Consider the following 17887-nt stretch of genomic DNA (forward strand, 5'->3'; position numbering starts at 1 on the left):
AACCAAATGTCCTTTATTAAGCCATCCCGTGAGCCAGCGCGGGCGCGTCCGCCACCATCACCAGTTCGCCGCGCAACGAGTGCGGGTACGCGTGCACGATCTTCACGTCGATCATCTGGCCGATCAGCCGTGCATGCGTCTCCACCGGCGCCGGAAAGTTGACGACGCGGTTGTTCTCGGTACGGCCCGCGAGTTCGTTCGGATCCTTGCGCGCCGGGCGTTCGACGAGAATGCGTTCGATCTTGCCGACCATCGACGCGCTGATGCGCTGCACGTTTTCCTCGATGGTCGCCTGCAGATGTTGCAGGCGTTTGAGCTTGACTTCGCGCGGCGTGTCGTCGTGCAGGTTCGCGGCGGGCGTGCCAGGACGCGGGCTGTAGATGAACGAGAAGCTCGTGTCGTAGCGCATCTCGTCGACGAGCGCCATCATCCTGTCGAAGTCGTCCTCGGTCTCGCCGGGGAAGCCGACGATGAAGTCGGTGGACAGCGACAGGTCCGGGCGGATCGCGCGCAGCTTGCGAATGACCGACTTGTATTCGAGCACGGTGTAACCGCGTTTCATCGCCATCAGGATGCGGTCCGAGCCGTGCTGCACGGGCAGATGCAGGTGCGAGACGAGCTTCGGCACCTTCGCGTAGGTGTCGATGAGACGCTGCGTGAATTCCTTCGGATGCGACGTGGTGTAGCGGATGCGTTCGATGCCGGGCACGTCGGCCACGTATTCGATCAGCGTCGCGAAGTCGGCGATTTCGCTCGAACCGAGCGTCAGCGCGCCGCGGTAAGCGTTCACGTTCTGGCCGAGCAGCGTGACTTCGCGCACGCCCTGATCGGCCAGGCCGGCGATTTCGGTGAGGACGTCGTCGAGCGGGCGGGACACTTCCTCGCCGCGCGTGTACGGCACGACGCAGTAGCTGCAATATTTCGAGCAGCCTTCCATGATCGACACGAATGCGCTCGGACCGTCGACGCGGGCCGGCGGGAGATGGTCGAACTTCTCGATTTCCGGAAACGAGATGTCGACCTGGGCGCGGCCCGTGGCGCGGCGCTGGTCGATCATGGCGGGCAGGCGGTGCAGTGTCTGCGGGCCGAACACGAGATCGACGTAGGGCGCGCGCGCGACGATCGACGCGCCTTCCTGGCTCGCGACACAGCCGCCGACGCCGATCAGCAGGTTGGGATTGGCTTCCTTGAGCTCGCGGACGCGGCCGAGATCGGAGAAGACTTTCTCCTGGGCCTTTTCGCGCACCGAGCAGGTGTTGAACAGAATGACGTCCGCGTCTTCGGGCGTGTCCGTCTTGACGAGTCCTTCCGCTGCACCGAGCACGTCGACCATCTTGTCGGAGTCGTACTCGTTCATCTGGCAGCCAAAGGTCTTTACATAAACTTTCTTGGTCATGAATCGTCGCCGGTCGCAGTGGTTGATCTGGGGGCGCTGGTTAGGAGTTGAAAGGGGACATCGCGGAAGTTGTCGTTTTGCGTGGCTTTTCTGTTTCGATCTGCCCGCTTTTTACTGCAATTGAGGGCTATATTATAGCGCCGCAGACCCATCCTGACCTTCCTCGCGCCGACGCGGCGGAAACGCGAGGTCGCCGAGCAGCGCGGCGGTGGTTTCGTCGAAGCGCGCCACCAGGAAATCCAGCACGGCCCGCACGCGCGGCGCCATGTAGCGGTTCGCGTGAAACAGCGCGTGCACGGGCGCCTCGTGCGTGCACCAGTCGGGCAGCACCATGCGCAGTCTGCCGGCGCGGACATCGGCGGCGATATCCCAGATCGATTTGTGCGCGATGCCATGTCCCGCCAGCGCCCACGCGTGGACCAGCGCGCCGTCGTTGGCTTCCCAGGAATCCGCGACCGGCATCGAAAACGTGTAGCGCTCCTCGCCGCGCGTGAAGTCGAGTTCGCTGAGCGGCCCGTTCGACGTGACGACCACTACGAAATCGTGGCCGACCAGCCCGGCCGGCGTGAGCGGCGTGCCGCGCCGCGCCAGATAGCCCGGCGCGGCGCACAACACGCGGCGGTTCGGCGCCAGCACGCGGGCCGCGAGGCCGCTGTCGGGCGGGGCGCCGAAACGGATCGCGAGGTCGATGTCCTCGTGCAGCAGGTTCGACACCGAATCCGACAGCGTCAGCGCGAAGCTGACCTCGGGGTGCAGCGCGCGGAAGTTGTCGAGCCAGCCGCGCAGCAGGTTGCGCCCGAAATCCGATGTCGCCGAGATGCGCACCTTGCCGCGCACGACGTTCTGACCTGCCTGCAACGCGGCCTCGGCGTCGTCGATGGCCTGCAATGCGATCCGGCAATGTTGCAGATAGACGCGCCCCTCGTCAGTCAGGCGCAACTGGCGCGTGGTGCGCTCGAACAGCCGCGCCTGCAACGCTTTCTCCAGTTTGATGAGCCGCGCGCTCGCCGCCGCCGGGGAAAGCCCGAGCTTGCGGCCCGCCGCGGACAGGCTGCCGGCCGTCGCCGTTTCCATGAACAGGCGCATGTCGCCCAGCCGATCCATCGCCATTTTCAAATCCTGTTTGAGAATGATTCAAAGACTAGCCCAATTCTCAAACACATGCGCGAACCGGAGAATGCGGCTTTCTGTGGTCACGGAGGTTCAGATCATGCAGCTGGATCACGTCACGATCGTCGCGCCGCACTGCGATGCGTTGATGCGCTTCTTCGTCGATATCGCCGGAATGGAAGTCGGGCCGCGGCCGCCGTTCGGCGTCGGCGGTTACTGGCTGTATCTCGGCGGGCGGCCGGTGGTGCACTTGATCGCGGCGGGCATTGATGCAGCGGCGCAGCGTCCGGCCACGACGCGCATCGATCACGTTGCATTGCGAATCGATGACACCGACGAGTGGCTCACGCTGCTCAAGCGCCTGGACTGTCACGGCTATCCCTATCAGCTCGCCGACGTTCCGCTGTCCCGCGAACGGCAACTGTTCGTGCGGCTCGCGCCGGCCGTCGTCGTGGAATTCGTGACCACTCAATCCTGAACCGGAGCCATCATGCCCCTGCCTCTTCTCGCGCTGGCCATCAGCGCTTTCGCCATCGGCACGACGGAATTCGTCATCATGGGCCTGCTGCCCAACGTCGCGCACGATCTTTCGGTGTCGATTCCCTCGGCTGGCCTGCTCGTCACCGGCTACGCGCTGGGCGTTACGGTCGGCGCGCCGCTGCTCGCCGTGCTGACGGCCCGCATGCCGCGCAAGCTCGCCTTGCAGTTGCTGATGGCGGTGTTCATCGTCGGCAACGTGTTGTGCGCGGTCGCGCCGGGTTACGGCCTGCTGATGGTTGCGCGCGTCGTCACCTCGTTCGCGCACGGCTCGTTCTTCGGTATCGGGGCGGTCGTGGCGGCATCGCTGGTGCCGGCCGAGAAGCGCGCGAGCGCGATTGCGTTGATGTTCACCGGCCTCACGCTCGCCAATGTGCTGGGCGTGCCGTTCGGTACGTTCGTCGGGCAGGAGCTGGGTTGGCGCGCAACGTTCTGGATTGTCGCGGGGCTCGGCGTGTTGTCCGCGCTGGGCGTGACGGCGCTGGTGCCGAACCGTCACGACGCCGCGCCGAGTGGTCTGGGCCGCGAAGTGCGCGTGCTGCGCGACCCGCAGGTTTGGCTCGCGCTGACGATGACGGTGCTTGGCTTCGGCGGCGTGTTCATCGTGTTCACCTATATCGCGCCGATCCTCGAACAGGTCGGCGGCTTCTCGCCGCGCGCGGTCACGCTGATCCTGGTGCTGTTCGGCGTGGGTTTGACGATCGGCAATACGATTGGCGGCCGGCTCGCCGACCGTGCGCTGATGCGCTCGCTGATGGGCATTCTGTTCGCGCTGGCGATCGTGATGGCGGTGTTCGCGAAGACGAGTCACAGCCAGTCCGGTGCGATCCTGACGATCTTCGTGTGGGGTATCGCGGCGTTCGCGACGGTGCCACCTTTGCAGACACGCGTCGTGGAGAAGGCGAAGGACGCGCCGAACCTGGCTTCGACGCTGAACATCGGCGCGTTCAACGTGGGCAATGCCGGTGGCGCGTGGCTGGGCGGCGCGGTGCTGACGCATGGCCACGGTCTCGATGCGCTGCCGTGGGCTGCCGCCGTCGTCGCGCTTGTTGCACTTGGCGTGACGTGGTTCGCGGCGCGTCTGGATGCGCCCCGCCGCGCTTCCAATCGTTCTGACATAAACGCTGCCGACGCCTGCTGAGCGCTTATCATGTTGGCTTAACGTAATTCGAGCCAACATGATCGATCATCTCATCTGCGATTGCGACGGCGTGCTCGTCGATAGCGAAATCATCGCGGATCGCGTGATGCTGGACGTGCTCACCGAGACGTTTCCCGGCATCGACTTCAAACCGGTCGTCAAGACGGCCTTCGGCCAGCAGACCTCCCGTTTCCTGGCGCAGCTTGAAGGCCGCTTCGGTATCCTGATGCCGCCCGGTTTCGTTGATACGATCGAAGCGCGGGTGGCCGTGGAACTCGCACGATCGGTCGGTCCGATCGCGGGAGTACGCGCGGCGCTCGAAGGCTGCGGGCTGCCGGTCGCGGTGGTGTCGAACAGCCGCCTGGAGCGCGTGCGCGCTTCCGTGCGGCGCGCGGGGCTGGAGGAGATCGTTGGCCCTCGTGTATTCAGCGCCCAGCAGGTCGAGCGTCCGAAGCCCTATCCGGATGTCTATCTGCTGGCGGCGCGCACGCTGGATGTCGATCCGGCGCGCTGTCTCGTCGTGGAGGACAGCGTGGCCGGACTGACGGCGGCGCGCGCGGCGGGCATGAAGACCATTGCGTTCGTGGGCGCGAGTCATATTCCTTCCGGGTATGCCCAAGTGCTGCGCGAAACGGGCATCACGCGGATCATGGAGCATATGGACGAGCTGCCCGCGCTGGTTGCTGCCGGGGTGCGCGGGGATTTCGGGGACGTGCTTTCCTGATTGGCTGCGCTGGCGCTGGCGCTGGCGCTGGCGCTGGCGCTGGCACTGGCGCTGGCGCTGGCACTGGCGCTGGCGTTGGCGGGGTGGGGGCGAACGCGCGGCTGGGAGCAGCACGTAGCGCTTTTCGGGGCTTGTGCGCCGGGCCGCATGTGGTCGCTTGAGGCTGCACGTCACTGCATGTCAACGCGCGTCATGGCGTGTCACCGCACGGCACGCGCGACGCGCGAATTTCGACCGGTTCCCACGCGGCTTGAACTCACCCGTCCGCCCAAGCCTTCGCCGCTCCGACCGCCCGTTGCCAGCCCGCGAGACGCGATGCGACGTCCTCCGCCGGCATCGACGGCGTGAAGCGCCGTTCGAGCTGCCATTGCGCCTTGAGTTCGCCGAGATCCTTCCAGTACCCGACAGCCAGTCCTGCGAGATACGCCGCGCCGAGCGCCGTGGTTTCGGCGATGCGGGGCCGGGCGACCTCCACGCCGAGAAGGTCGACTTGGAACTGCATCAGCAGGTCGTTGGCGCACGCGCCGCCATCGACACGCAGTTCCGCGATGCGCAAGCCCGAGTCCGCTTCCATGGCTTTCAGCACGTCGACGGATTGATAGGCGATGGAGTCGAGCGCCGCGCGCGCAATGTGACTCGCGCCCGTGCCGCGCGTCACGCCGAAGAGCGTGCCGCGTGCGCTCGGGGTCCAGTGCGGCGCGCCGAGCCCGGCGAAGGCCGGCACGAGATAGACGCCGTCGCTGTGCGGCACCTGGCGCGCGAGCGCCTCAATCTCCCGTGCGTGGCGGATCAGGCCCAGGCCGTCGCGCAGCCATTGCACGACCGCGCCTGCAATGAAGATGCTGCCTTCGAGCGCGTAGTTGACCTGGTCGCCAATCTGCCACGCAATGGTGGTCACGAGATTGTTGCGCGATTCAATTGGCTGTTCGCCGGTGTTCATGACAAGAAAGCAGCCTGTGCCGTAAGTGTTCTTGACCATGCCTGACTCTGTACACATCTGGCCAAACAGCGCGGCATGCTGGTCGCCGGCAATCGAGGCAAGTGGCAGATCCTGCGCGAACACGGTGCCGCGCGTGGTGCCGTACACCTCCGATGAACTGCGAACTTCGGGCAACATGCTGCGCGGAATGTCGAGCGCGTCGAGCAGTTCGTCGTCCCAACGCCGTTCGTGAATGTTGAAGAGCATCGTGCGCGAGGCGTTCGTGATGTCCGTGACATGCAGGCCACGCGTGAAATTCCACATGAGCCAGCTGTCCACCGTGCCGAAGGCGAGGCGCCCCTGGCGCGCCTTGTCTTGCGCGCCCTCTACGTTGTCCAGGATCCAGCGGATCTTCGTGGCCGAGAAATACGCGTCGACGGGCAGGCCCGTCTTGGCGCGCACCATGGCCTCGAGACCACGGTTCTTGAGTTCATCGCAGAACGCCGCCGTGCGACGGTCCTGCCAGACGATTGCGTTGTAGAGCGGCGTACCGGTCTCGCGATCCCAGACGATGGTGGTCTCGCGCTGATTCGTGATGCCCACGGCGGCAATGGAAGACGCACTCACGCCCGCGCGCGTGACGGCTTCTGCGGCCACGCCGGCCTGCGTGGACCAGATCTCGCGCGGATCATGTTCCACCCAGCCCGACTGTGGGTATATCTGCTGAAATTCCTTCTGCGCGACTGAGACGATGTTGCCGCGGCGGTCGAACAGCATGGCGCGCGAACTGGTGGTTCCCTGGTCGAGCGCGAGAATGGTCTGATCCTGCATGGTCATCTCCGGGTTCGGGCGTACATCGTGGCTTGAATGTCGTCTCGGCAAATCTAACGGAGCCGGGCCGCGCGGACAACTCGGCCGAATGGCATAGGACGCGCGGACATTGCAGAGAGAAAGTCGCAAACCGCGCGATGCCTATGCCATTCGGCCGAGTGGCGCGCCGGTGCGCTTGGACCGATACTGGCGTCAGTCAATCGGAAAGAGGTGAGGGCAATGCGAGTGCGGGTAGCTTCAGGTGTGCTGGGTGCGGCGCTGCTGGCGGGATGCGTGAGCACGCCAAGTCTCGACGGATCGCTGGGCGCGCCGTCCTTCGGCGCGCTGCAGGAGATGTGCGGCGTTTCGCCAGCCGACTACGGCGGCGACGCTCAGTCAGTCTACTCGGCGTTCTTTGACGCCTTTGTCGCCGAGCGTCGTGGCGGCCTTTCCAGGGAGCGCTTCTGCGCGTTCCAGGCGGGCATTGGAGAACAGTACCGCGTCTGGAAGGCCAATCCCGGGCCTGAATCGCAAAGTGCGTGGGCGAATTTCTTCCTGGATCAGCGCGCTCGCGCTTTGAGCTGGCGAGCCGCTGTCGATCCCACCTTGCGCGCCGGATGACGCGTCGGAAGTAGCGGAAATTCCTGAAAGGGGAACATGAAACGGACGCGGCTGCGGGCCGCGTCCGGAGTCCTGCCGCGCGTGCTACGAATAGCGCTTGAAAGCCTTGACGGTGGAGTCGCCGGTTGCGGTAAGACGCCATTGTTGACGTCCCGAGGCGAGGCTTTCGAGTTGAACGAGTTGGCGTTCGAGCAGGGCGTCGAGTTCCTGACGCTCCATGTCCACTTGATTGGGTGCTTCCTGAACCAGTAGCAGCGTGGCAAATTCGTGCGGACTCAGCATTGTGTTCTCCATGACCACCGAACGGCATAAGCAGCCGGCCTTGTAAGCCGGATCTTTTTGCTTCGAAACGTTGTACGGGGAAACTGAACAAGCGCCGGGACGCGCTGTTGTTGTGCCGCGGGCTCCGGGAATTGGGATTGTAGGCAAGTGTCAGACGAGTGCCAAACTCGCAGTGAAAAATTTTGGCTTTGACTTTTCTTCCTGCCGGAAGCGGTCCTTCGCCGAGGCGAATTTGCAGAATCTACTTGAAGTTCTTGTCGCGCTGCACCATGCACAGAGGCTGCCGTCTCGTTTCGCGAAGCGGCACAGTACCGTCCGTTTCATGAATGAAAATCATGAATAAATACGATAAACGAATTTGCTAGGGATTAAGCGCGCAATGCAAACTTAGTCCTTTGTATGACCCTCCACGCGACTTCCGCTCTTTACCGGAAGCGCAGGTATTTCGGATTCAACTCAATGACTCGCTTCAACTGGCAAAACCCTTACCCCACACCGCGTCTGCCGGTGTTCGCCCGCAACATCGTGTCGACTTCGCATCCGCTTGCCGCGCAGGCTGGCCTGCGCATGTTGTGGAAGGGCGGTAACGCAGTCGATGCCGCCATCGCGGCGGCGGCGGCCATCACGGTGGTGGAACCCGTGTCGTGCGGTCTGGGCGGCGACGCGTTCGCGCTGGTCTGGGACGGCGGGAAACTGCACGGCCTCAATGCGTCGGGCGTGTCGCCGGCGGCATGGAACGTCGACTACTTCCGCCGCAAATACGGTGAGGACAACGGCCTGGCGCGGCAGCCCAAGCGCGGCTGGGACGCGGTCACGGTGCCGGGCGTCATCGCCGGATGGGAAGCGTTGCATGCGAAGTTCGGCACGTTGCCGTTCGCGGATCTGATGGAGCCTGCCATCGAGATCGCCGAACGCGGTCATGCCGTGGCGAGCATCGTGGCCTACAAATGGGCGGCGGCGGTGCCTGAACTCAGGAATCAGCCCGGCTTCGCAGAGGTTTTCATGCCGCATGGCCGCGCACCCGAAGTGAGCGAACTCGTGCGCTTTCCCGGTCACGCAAAGACGCTGCGCATGCTGGCCGAACAAGGCCCGCGCGCGTACTACGAAGGCGAGATTGCTGAGCGCATCGCAGCCTTCGCCCGCGAAGGCGAAGCGGCGCTGACCCTGGAGGATCTCCGCACCTATCGCGCGGACTGGGTCGAGCCGATCAGCAAGGACTATCGCGGCTACACGGTCCACGAGATCCCGCCAAACGGACAGGGCATCGCGGCGCTCATCGCGCTCGGGATTCTCGACAAGTTCGAGGTCGGCGCACTGAGCGTCGATCGTATCGAGTCGCAGCACTTGCAGATCGAAGCGATGAAGCTGGCCTTCGCGGACGTCTATCGTTACGTCGCGGACCCGAGGTCGATGGAAGTGACGCCGGAACAGATGCTCGACGACGCTTATCTCACCGAGCGCGCCAAACTCATCGATCCGTCGCGCGCAGCGCATTTCGACTTCGGCATGCCGAAGTCAGGCGGCACCATCTACATGTCCGTGGCGGACGAGCGCGGCATGATGGTCAGTTTCATCCAGTCGAACTACATGGGCTTCGGCTCGGGCGTCGTGGTGCCCGGCATGGGCATCTCGCTGCAGAACCGTGGCTGCGGTTTCTCGATGGACCCGAAGTCGGCGAATGTCGTCGCCGGTGGCAAACGCCCGTTCCATACAATCATTCCCGCGTTCCTGACGCAACAGGTCGAAGGCCGGCAGGAAGCCATCATGAGCTTCGGCGTCATGGGCGGCGACATGCAGCCGCAGGGACATCTGCAATCCATCGTACGCATGCTCGATTACGGCCAGCAGCCGCAGGCCGCGTGCGATGCGCCGCGCTGGAAGGTCAACCACGACTTCACCATCGACATCGAGTCCACGCTGGACCTCGACACGGCGCGTGCGCTCGAAGGGCTCGGCCATCGCATCAAGTCGGTGGACGATCCGTATATGGATTTCGGTTCCGGACAATACATCTGGAAGCTCGACCGGAACGATCCGGAACGCGGCTATGTCGCGGCCAGCGACAGCCGTCGCGACGGGCTCGCCGCCGGCTTCTGAGCACGAGGGAAGCCGCATTGTTGCGGCTTCCGCATCAGGCGGAACGCCGCCCTTCTGCTGTGACCGTCCGGTGCGTCAGGCCCCGCGCGGCCTGACGGCCGCCGAACTTCCGACGCGCTCTCTGCATCGACATCCCAACCACCCGTTCCGGCACGTTTCATGCTGCATCGCAGCGACACGCGCGGGCATTCGAGCCGTGGAAATTCTGCACATGCGGAACCGATGCAGCCGCGCGCGAGTCTGTCCCCCATGCCTGCAAACTCGCGGCAGGGCGGCTAAGATGCAAAAACAAGCTGCTAACACATGAAGTTGAAGATGCCATGACGAAACCGGTCATGGCGTCGCCTGAAACCTCGGCCGTCTCTTGTTGGCCGAAGGCGCGTTCAGTCCAGCCAGGAGCGCGATACATGCACACTGAAACAAGCCACGTCATGCCGTGGCGCATCGAAGACATCGATCTGTCCCGGATCGACCTTCAAAAGGCGCAATCCAACGAGCATCTTCTCTTGCTGCTGTGCGCCTGCTCGTTCATCGAGAGCGGCACTGATCTCTACACGAGCAACCTCAGCAAGTATTTCCATGACGATCCTGAAATCTCCGCCTGGCTCAATACCGAATGGGAGCCCGAGGAGATGCAGCATGGCAGGGCGCTCAAGACTTATATCAATTACGTCTGGCCGGAATTCGACTGGGACACGGCGTTCAAAAGTTTCTTCGATGAATATTCGCTGACCTGCTCTTACGAAGCCTTCGAAAAAAAACGCGCGCTGGAAATGGTGGCGCGCTGTGTCGTTGAAACCGGCACGGCGACGCTTTATCGGGCGATCAACGACTGTTCGGACGAACCGGTGCTGAAGGAAATCACCGACAACATCCGCACGGACGAAGTGCGCCACTACAAGCACTTTTTCCGTTTCTTCAAAAAGTGGAACAAGATCGAGGGCAATGGCCGCATCGCCGTGCTCGGTGCGTTGATCCGGCGCGTCGCTGAATTGAAGAGCGAGGATTCCGAAATCGCGCTGCGGCACGTGTTCGCCGTCCGTTATCCGGAACACGCACAGGATTCGAACTACAACCGGGAACTCTCCGCGCGGGTGAACGCGCTGGTGAGACGCAACCTGTCGGCGGATCAGGCCATCAAGATGCTGCTCAAGCCGCTGGACCTGCCCGCGCGCATCCAGCCCGGCGTTCACTATCCGCTTTCCAAGATGACGCAGCTATTCTTCCGCTAGACCGCTACGCAACCCATGATGCCGGCCCAAGCCGGCATTTTCTTATGTCAGCTTCCACCCCATTGAAACCTGTCCTGTCGGCGCATGACGTGTTCGACGCCTGGCCGCCTGCGCTGCGCGCCTGCTTCGATGGCACGCATGCCGGGGCCGCCGACCGTTTCACGGCGTCGTTATGTGTCGCGGATACCGATGCCCGCTGCGTGCGGACCGCGCTCCTCAGCACCGGCGAACTGTTCGCCCCCGACGAGCGCACGCTCGCCTTCGCGCTGTGGCCGTCGTCGCGCACGGCGCGGGCCATCGCCGGCAGCGGACGCGCGACGATCACCTTCGTGTTCGACGAAGCGTTCCATCAGATCCATCTGGATGTGCGGCAAGTGCCGCTCGACGACGTGCCGCTCGCGTGTTTCGTCGCGACGATCGAAAGCGCCGAAACGCAGCGCGTGCCTTATGCGCGGCTTACGCATGGCATGGCATTCGAGCTTGAGGACGAGGCCACGGTGCTCGCGCGCTGGCGCGAGCAGATCGAGTGGCTGAAGCGGGCGGCGAGCGCCGCCGCGTCATGAAGGGCTGACCCGGGAGCCCGGGTCAGCAAAAGCCTTAGCCTTGGCGGCTGCGATCGCCCGAACGCTGCGGATCGCGGCGGCCGCCGAGCAACGCGCCCGGATTGCCGCCGGGCTTGCGCCGGTTGTCGGCGTGACCTGCCGCTGCCGTTGCCGATTCAGCACGACGCGGCGCCGAACCATTGCCCGTGTTCGGCTTGGCAGCGGGTTTGCCGTTGCCGTGGTTGCGTGCATCGCGCGCGGGTTGGCCGCCGCTGGCGCCGTTGGCCGGCCGCGCCGCACGCGGCGCTTCACCGCTCGGACGACCGCCGTCGCGACGGGGCTGCTCGGCCGAACTGCGCCGCGCTTCGCTCTTCGGACGGGCTTCACCACGCGGCGCCTGTCCCTGCCGGCCTTGCCCTTGTCCCTGACCGCGCCCGCCACCCTGGCTGCGACGCTGGATCGGCTCGGGCTTCGCGCTCGGATCCGGCTCGAAGCCGGCAATCACTTCCTGCGGAATGGGCCGCTTGATGAGGCGTTCGATATCGCGCAGCAGCTGATGCTCGTCGACGCACACCAGCGACACGGCCTCGCCTTCCGCGCCCGCGCGGCCGGTGCGGCCGATGCGGTGTACGTAATCTTCCGGCACGTTCGGCAAATCGAAATTGACGACGTGCGGCAGTTGATCGATGTCGATGCCGCGCGCCGCGATATCGGTCGCGACCAGCACCTGCAGCGTCTGGTCCTTGAACTCCGCGAGCGCGCGCGTGCGGGCCGACTGGCTCTTGTTGCCGTGAATGGCGAGCGCGCTGATGCCGTCCTTGCCGAGCTGCTCGGCAAGCCGGTTGGCGCCGTGTTTCGTGCGCGTGAACACCAGCACCTGGAACCAGTTGTGCGTGCGGATGAGGTGCGTGAGCATCTCGCGCTTGCGATCGCGATCGACCGGATGAATCTTCTGCTCAACGGTCTCCGCGGTCGTATTGCGGCGCGCCACTTCGATGAGCGCGGGCGAGGCGAGCAGACTGTCGGCGAGGGCCTTGATCTCGTCGGAGAAAGTGGCCGAGAACAGCAGGTTCTGGCGCTTCGCCGGCAGACGGGCCAGCACGCGCTTGATGTCATGGATGAAACCCATGTCGAGCATGCGATCGGCTTCGTCGAGCACGAGGATCTCGAGCTGCGACACGTCGATCGTCTTCTGCTGCATGTGATCGAGCAGCCGTCCCGGCGTCGCGACGACGATGTCCACGCCACGGCGCAGCGCGTCGATCTGCGGATTGATGCCGACGCCGCCGAACATCACGGTCGACCGCAGTTTCAGATATTTGCCATAGGCACGCACGCTTTCCTCGACCTGCGCGGCGAGTTCGCGCGTCGGCGTGAGGATCAGCGCGCGCACCGGGCGCTTGGCGCCGCCCGCGGCCGGCGCGAGTTGTGACAGACGTTGCAGGATCGGCAGCGTGAAGCCGGCGGTCTTGCCCGTGCCGGTTTGCGCGCCCGCGAGCAGGTCGCCGCCCTTCAGGACGGCGGGAATCGCCTGGAGCTGAATGGGCGTGGGGATGGAATAGCCGAGTTCGTTGACGGCGCGAAGCAGGGGTTCGGACAAGCCGAGTGAATCAAAAGACATGGATGGCGTTCACTTCGTTGTGTCGAACGGCGCGCATGCGAACGAGGCTGCGGCGAACCGGAGTCCGGTTGGCAGAGCGCATGCGTGACGCTCGGAGAAAATCGGGCGGCGGGCCGATTGGCGGTCAGTGACTGCCCGGCAATACCGCAAGGTAAGACGTGCTATCAAGACACGTCATCTGGCGCTAAGTTGCATCGACGATATTGCGATGCCGCGACATCCGTCCAGTTTGAGCTCACGCGACATAGCGCGCGACGCTCACGAACTGGCACAGGCTGCCTGCCAGCACGAACAGATGCCAGATGCCATGTCCGTGCCGGATGCGCTCGTCGTTGATGAAAAACCAGATGCCGGCGGTGTAGACCAGACCGCCCGCCACCAGCCACGCGAGTCCCGCGGGCGGCAGCGCCGTCACGAGCGGATGGACGGCTACGAGCGCGAGCCAGCCCATCAGCACATAGAGCACCATCGAGACGCTGCGGGTTCGGCGCCCGAGCGTCAGTTCCTGCGTGATGCCGAACACCGCGAGTCCCCAGCTCACGCCGAACAGCGACCAACCCCATGGCCCACGCAAGGTCACCAGTGTATAGGGCGTGTAGCTGCCGGCGATCAGCAAGTAGATCGCCGAGTGATCGCACTTCTGGAGTATGGCCTTGACGCGCGGCGTGCGCGCCCAGTGATACAGCGTGGAGATGACATACAGCGCGCAGAGCATCGCACCGTAGATCGCAAAGCTCACGACCTTGTAGGGATCGCCCTCGAGCGCGCCGAGTGTAACGAGCGTCGCCAAACCCGCCACCGACAGCAAGGCGCCGATCAGATGGCTGATGCTGTTGAAACGCTCTCCGACATGCATAGGAATTCCACGCTACAGGGCCGCAGACGCGGCAACCGTAAAACGGCCCAGCCAAAAAGCAAGGGGCGCGGCCCCAACTACGAAGGCTGCGCCCCATGGCGTATTGTACGCTGTCTCGGCGGATGACCGCCGGACATGTCAGTCGAGCATCAGTCGAGCGGCGCCGAACGCAGGTTGCTGACCTGTTGCGGCGACACCGGCGTACCGTGGTTGCCCCACGACATACGGATGTACGTCACGACCGAAGCCACTTCCGTATCCGACAGCGCCTGCGCGAACGGCGGCATGCCGTGCGGCATCGGATTGCCTTCCGTGCTCGGCGGATAGCCGCCGTTGAGCGTCATGCGGATCGGGTTGACGGCCGACGGCATCTGGATGGACTGGTTGTTGGCGAGCGGCGGGTAAGCCGGCGGCTTGCCGAGACCGTTCTCCGCGTGGCACTTCGCGCAGTTCTCGGTGTACACCTTCTTGCCCAGCGTCAGCAGTTCGCCGCCGAACTTCTCGGAGGTTTCGAGCTGCATGACTTCCGGCGCTTCCTTCTTCTGCGGGATCGACTTGAGATAGGTCGAGATCGCGTTGATGTCGCCGTCGGTCATGTACTGCAGGCTGTTGTGGACCACTTCGGCCATCGGGCCGAACACCGCGCCACGTTGCGACACGCCGGTCTTCAGCAGGTCGTTGATGTCCTTCAGGTCCCAGTCGCCGAGACCGGCTTCCTTGTTCGACGTCAGCGAAGGCGCATACCAGTTCTGCAGCGGGATCAGGCCGCCGGCGAAGGCCGCCGAGCTGACCGGGCCGCCCATCGCGTTAATCGACGTGTGGCACATGCCGCAGTGGCCGAGGCCTTCGACCAGATACGCGCCGCGGTTCCATTCGACCGACTTGGTGGGATCCGGCTTGTACTCGCCTTCCGAGAAGAACAGCGTGCGCCAGCCGATCAGCAGGTTGCGGTTGTTGAACGGGAAGCGCAGTTCGTGCGGACGGCTCGGCTCGTTGATCGGCGCGACCGAGCGCAGGTACGCGTAGATCGCGTCCGAATCGGCGCGCGTGACCTTCGTGTAGCTCGTGAACGGGAAGCCCGGGTAGAGCAGGCTGCCGTCCTTCGAACGGCCGGTGTGCATCGCGCGATAGAAATCGTCCGACGTCCACTTGCCGATGCCGTATTGATCGTCCGGCGTGATGTTCGGCGTGAACATGGTGCCGAACGGCGTCGCCATCGGCAGGCCGCCGCCGAACTGCTTGCCGCCGCGCACCGTGTGGCAGGCGATACAGTCGCCGGCGCGGGCCAGATATTCGCCTTGCTTGATGAGGGCGGCCTTGTCGGCCGGCGTCGCCGCAATGGCGCCGCCTGAATGCAGGTTGTCGCCGCCCGACCAGAGGACGGCGCCGGCTGCGACGGCTGCCACCACGACAGCCGAGGAAAGTGCGAACAGGGACTTGCGTTTCATTGTGTTGTCGCTCCAGACGCCTTATTGCGGTTCGCTGCCGCAGGTGAGCGGCATCTTCAACGAGCCAGCGGGCGCGGGCACCGGGTTGGCGGGTGCTTGTTGCGTGGAGAGCCAGGCGGCGACGGCGGTCACGTCGTCGTCCGTCAGGCGCGAGGCGATCTGCTGCATGCAGTCAGGAGCCTTCGCGTGACGCGTGCCCGACTTCCATGCGCCGACCTGCGCGCTGATGTAATCCGAATGCAGGCCGACGAGACCCGGAATGGCCGGCTGCATGCCGGTCAGACCCTTGCCGTGGCAGGCCGCGCACGCGGGAATGTTCTTCGAGGGATCGCCGTTCAGCACGATCTGCTGGCCGCGCGCGAGCGTGCTGCTCGACACGTTCGACTTGGCAGGCGGCGGATACGGAGGACGCTGGTTCGAGAAGTACGTGGCGATCTGATGAAGGTAGTCGTCCGAGAGGTACGTGACGAGGTAGTTCATCGGCGGATACCGGCGCCGGCCTTCGCGGAAATTCTGGAGCTGGTTGTACAGATAGTCGGCAGGCTTGCCGGCCAGACGCGGGAAGTAGTCGTTGTCCGTGCCTTCGCCGTGAACGCCGTGACACGCGGTGCAGCCTTGCACGCGCGCGGCCATGCTGTCGGTCGCCGGCTGATTGGCCGTCTGGGCTTGCGCTTGTGCGCCGAAAACGCCGGCGCTGCTGATCAGAGCCAAGGCAAGCAGCGGACGGAAGATGCGTCTTGAAAACACGCGACACTCCATGAAATTCGGGGACCTGCCGAGCTTCGTGCGGCTCGGTGCGAAGGTGGCGAACCACGGCCACGCAGGGGACTGACAGTGGCGACAGGTGGCGGACCACGGCCACAGCGGCTCGACGAGCCTCTGATGCGACGCGGCATTCTATCATCGATGCATGATGATGACTATTTGACACAATCGCGTTGTGCGTTCGGTGGCAGCGCATTCGCGACAATATGCCGCGCAGCAGCGAACGCCTCAAAAATGCTCGTTGTCACTCGACAAAGACTCGACTCGGATGCGTGGTTCAGCCCGTGCGATCCATGCAGTTTCGGAAGTGGATGGGCAAATTGCAAGGCGTTTCGCAGGCAATCGATGCTGTGCCGCACCGTCACCTGTCCGATCGAGTTGCCCGGCTTGGTTTAGACTCGCCCCGGTTTCTCTTCGCGATCATCCTTTTGGCCATGCGCCTTCCCCTTGTTCTTACCTTCGCGTTCAACTCAGCACGATGAGTGACGATTCCCTCTGGTTCGCGCAGACCGCCTTCGCGGCGGCGGCGGATATCGCTTTTGCCTGCGCGCTTGGCGCCTCGATGTTCAGATTCTGGCTGTCCCGCGAACAGGCCGTCGCGCCGCTTTCACCGGCGCTGGCCGGCTGGCGCCGGGCCGCGCGCATCGGGACGATCGCCGCGAGCGTGCTCGTGCTGTGCAGCTTCGCATCGCTCTGGCTGGAAGCGGCGGCGATGAGCGGCGCGCCGGTTCTCGAGGCCGGCGCCTCGCTGTGGCTCGTGGCGACGGACACGCACGCGGGCATCGGCGGGGCGGTGGGGCTGGCGGGCAGTGTGCTCTTGTGGCTCGCCGTGGTGTCGGGCCGGCCGGCATCGGCTGCGCGGCTCGGACTGGCAGCGTGCGCGATGCTGGTTGTGGCGGCGGGCAAGTCGGCGGTCGGACATGCGGCCGACGCCGGCGCATTCTCCGCAGCCGAAGCCGTGCAGGCGCTGCATCTGCTCGCCACGGCTGCATGGGGCGGTCTGGTCATCGCGGGCGCGTGGGCGCTGCCGGCGCTGGATACATCGACGGCGCGGGCGACGCTGATCCGCCTCACGGCGCGCATGTCTCGCGCGGCGACGATCGCGGTGGCGCTGGTCATCGCAACGGGCGCGTTCAATGCGTGGCGCGGCACCGGCGGCTCGCCGGGCGTGCTGATGTCGAGCGCATGGGGTCACGCGCTGCTCGTCAAACTCGGCTTGATCGCGGCGGCGCTGCTGCTCGGCGCGCTGAACCGATGGTCGGGATTGCCGCGCTTGCAACGCAGCGCGGCAACCGCGGATGCGCACACGGTCATCAACGTCCTGCGCCTCGAGGCGCTACTGATGGCCGGGGTGTTCGTGGCCGCGGCCGTGCTGTCTCACAGCGTGCCGGGGGCGTCGCTCGCGGGTTGAGCGTGGCCGCGCCTATTCGTACCCGAGCCGGTGACTGATGATCGGCGCGCAGAACAAAGCCACCGCGCAGCCAATGACCTTCCCCTGCAATTCGACGAAGGCGACGTGCGAGTCGCTGTGGAAGATGACTTCGAGCATTTGCGGCAAGCAGAACACCGCAGCCGCGCCGATGAAACAGCGCGTCACCCGCGAGATGCGCCATCCGCGCTGGGCGCCGATGCCTGCCGCCACCACGCGCGCCACCCCGAGCGCGACGAGTGAACCGACTGCCAGTTGAGCCCGAACGTACTCGTCGGGAAGAACTTGCCACATGATCGTTCTCGCTGTTTTTTAGTGACTGTTGTCGAGCATAGCCGCAAGAAGCTCACCAGTATG

At 64.6% G+C, this 17887-nt stretch carries 17 protein-coding genes; 8 read left to right on the plus strand and 9 right to left on the minus strand.

Annotated features, from left to right (window positions below; genetic code table 11):
* Nucleotides 1-16: 16 nt before the first annotated feature.
* The gene (gene miaB, locus QCE63_RS03540; RefSeq protein WP_309830588.1) at nucleotides 17-1396 is read right to left on the minus strand and encodes a tRNA (N6-isopentenyl adenosine(37)-C2)-methylthiotransferase MiaB; all 1380 of its coding nucleotides are present in this window, start codon (nucleotides 1394-1396) and stop codon (nucleotides 17-19) included.
* A gap of 132 nt (nucleotides 1397-1528) precedes the next feature.
* Nucleotides 1529-2500, minus strand: coding sequence for a LysR family transcriptional regulator (locus tag QCE63_RS03545; protein WP_309833668.1), 972 nt, complete (start codon nucleotides 2498-2500; stop codon nucleotides 1529-1531).
* A gap of 106 nt (nucleotides 2501-2606) precedes the next feature.
* On the opposite strand from QCE63_RS03545, the gene QCE63_RS03550 reads away from it, so the two are divergent.
* From QCE63_RS03550 to QCE63_RS03560, 3 genes are read left to right on the plus strand one after another with little or no spacing between them, the layout of a single operon-like run.
* A complete protein-coding gene (locus QCE63_RS03550; RefSeq protein WP_309830590.1) occupies nucleotides 2607-2984 on the plus strand; it encodes a VOC family protein in 378 nt (125 codons plus the stop codon).
* A gap of 12 nt (nucleotides 2985-2996) precedes the next feature.
* Complete coding sequence (locus QCE63_RS03555; RefSeq protein WP_309830591.1) at nucleotides 2997-4184, plus strand: MFS transporter; 1188 nt, start codon at nucleotides 2997-2999, stop codon at nucleotides 4182-4184.
* 37 nt (nucleotides 4185-4221) lie between these two features.
* Nucleotides 4222-4908, plus strand: coding sequence for an HAD family hydrolase (locus tag QCE63_RS03560; protein WP_309830593.1), 687 nt, complete (start codon nucleotides 4222-4224; stop codon nucleotides 4906-4908).
* Nucleotides 4909-5164: 256 nt separating this feature from the next.
* On the opposite strand, the gene glpK is transcribed toward QCE63_RS03560, so the two are convergent.
* Nucleotides 5165-6658, minus strand: a complete 1494-nt coding sequence (glpK, locus tag QCE63_RS03565; RefSeq protein WP_309830595.1) for a glycerol kinase GlpK — start codon at nucleotides 6656-6658, stop codon at nucleotides 5165-5167.
* Between the two features lie 219 nt (nucleotides 6659-6877).
* On the opposite strand from glpK, the gene QCE63_RS03570 reads away from it, so the two are divergent.
* Nucleotides 6878-7258, plus strand: coding sequence for a hypothetical protein (locus QCE63_RS03570; RefSeq protein ID WP_309830597.1), 381 nt, complete (start codon nucleotides 6878-6880; stop codon nucleotides 7256-7258).
* Between the two features lie 84 nt (nucleotides 7259-7342).
* Here the strand turns inward: QCE63_RS03570 and QCE63_RS03575 are convergent, their stop codons facing one another.
* Nucleotides 7343-7540, minus strand: a complete 198-nt coding sequence (locus QCE63_RS03575) for a hypothetical protein (RefSeq protein WP_309807295.1) — start codon at nucleotides 7538-7540, stop codon at nucleotides 7343-7345.
* A 459-nt stretch (nucleotides 7541-7999) separates the two neighbouring features.
* Between QCE63_RS03575 and QCE63_RS03580 the strand changes: the two genes are divergently transcribed.
* From QCE63_RS03580 to QCE63_RS03590, 3 genes are all read left to right on the plus strand, one after another.
* Nucleotides 8000-9637 carry a gamma-glutamyltransferase family protein gene (locus tag QCE63_RS03580; protein ID WP_309830599.1) on the plus strand — a complete coding sequence of 546 codons (1638 nt, stop codon included), beginning with the start codon at nucleotides 8000-8002 and terminating at the stop codon, nucleotides 9635-9637.
* Nucleotides 9638-10044: 407 nt separating this feature from the next.
* On the plus strand, nucleotides 10045-10869 hold the full coding sequence (locus tag QCE63_RS03585; protein WP_309807298.1) for a ferritin-like domain-containing protein: 825 nt from the start codon (nucleotides 10045-10047) through the stop codon (nucleotides 10867-10869).
* A 44-nt stretch (nucleotides 10870-10913) separates the two neighbouring features.
* Nucleotides 10914-11432, plus strand: a complete 519-nt coding sequence (locus tag QCE63_RS03590; RefSeq protein WP_309830601.1) for a hypothetical protein — start codon at nucleotides 10914-10916, stop codon at nucleotides 11430-11432.
* Between the two features lie 34 nt (nucleotides 11433-11466).
* Here QCE63_RS03590 and QCE63_RS03595 read toward each other — a convergent pair whose 3' ends face one another.
* The 4 genes from QCE63_RS03595 to QCE63_RS03610 form a co-directional block, all read right to left on the minus strand.
* Nucleotides 11467-13032: a DEAD/DEAH box helicase gene (locus tag QCE63_RS03595; protein ID WP_309830603.1), complete on the minus strand. Its 1566-nt coding sequence runs from the start codon at nucleotides 13030-13032 to the stop codon at nucleotides 11467-11469.
* A 235-nt stretch (nucleotides 13033-13267) separates the two neighbouring features.
* The gene (locus QCE63_RS03600) at nucleotides 13268-13888 is read right to left on the minus strand and encodes a hemolysin III family protein (protein WP_309830605.1); all 621 of its coding nucleotides are present in this window, start codon (nucleotides 13886-13888) and stop codon (nucleotides 13268-13270) included.
* 149 nt (nucleotides 13889-14037) lie between these two features.
* Complete coding sequence (locus tag QCE63_RS03605) at nucleotides 14038-15336, minus strand: cytochrome c (protein WP_309830607.1); 1299 nt, start codon at nucleotides 15334-15336, stop codon at nucleotides 14038-14040.
* Nucleotides 15337-15357: 21 nt separating this feature from the next.
* Entirely contained in the window at nucleotides 15358-16095 is a 738-nt protein-coding gene (locus tag QCE63_RS03610) for a c-type cytochrome (protein ID WP_309830609.1), read from the minus strand.
* 484 nt (nucleotides 16096-16579) lie between these two features.
* On the opposite strand from QCE63_RS03610, the gene QCE63_RS03615 reads away from it, so the two are divergent.
* Nucleotides 16580-17512 carry a CopD family protein gene (locus QCE63_RS03615; RefSeq protein WP_309830611.1) on the plus strand — a complete coding sequence of 311 codons (933 nt, stop codon included), beginning with the start codon at nucleotides 16580-16582 and terminating at the stop codon, nucleotides 17510-17512.
* Nucleotides 17513-17524: 12 nt separating this feature from the next.
* On the opposite strand, the gene QCE63_RS03620 is transcribed toward QCE63_RS03615, so the two are convergent.
* On the minus strand, nucleotides 17525-17824 hold the full coding sequence (locus QCE63_RS03620) for a hypothetical protein (RefSeq protein WP_309830613.1): 300 nt from the start codon (nucleotides 17822-17824) through the stop codon (nucleotides 17525-17527).
* Nucleotides 17825-17887: the final 63 nt, after the last annotated feature.

The organism is Caballeronia sp. LZ065, from assembly GCF_031450975.1.
Classification (GTDB): Bacteria; Pseudomonadota; Gammaproteobacteria; order Burkholderiales; family Burkholderiaceae; genus Caballeronia.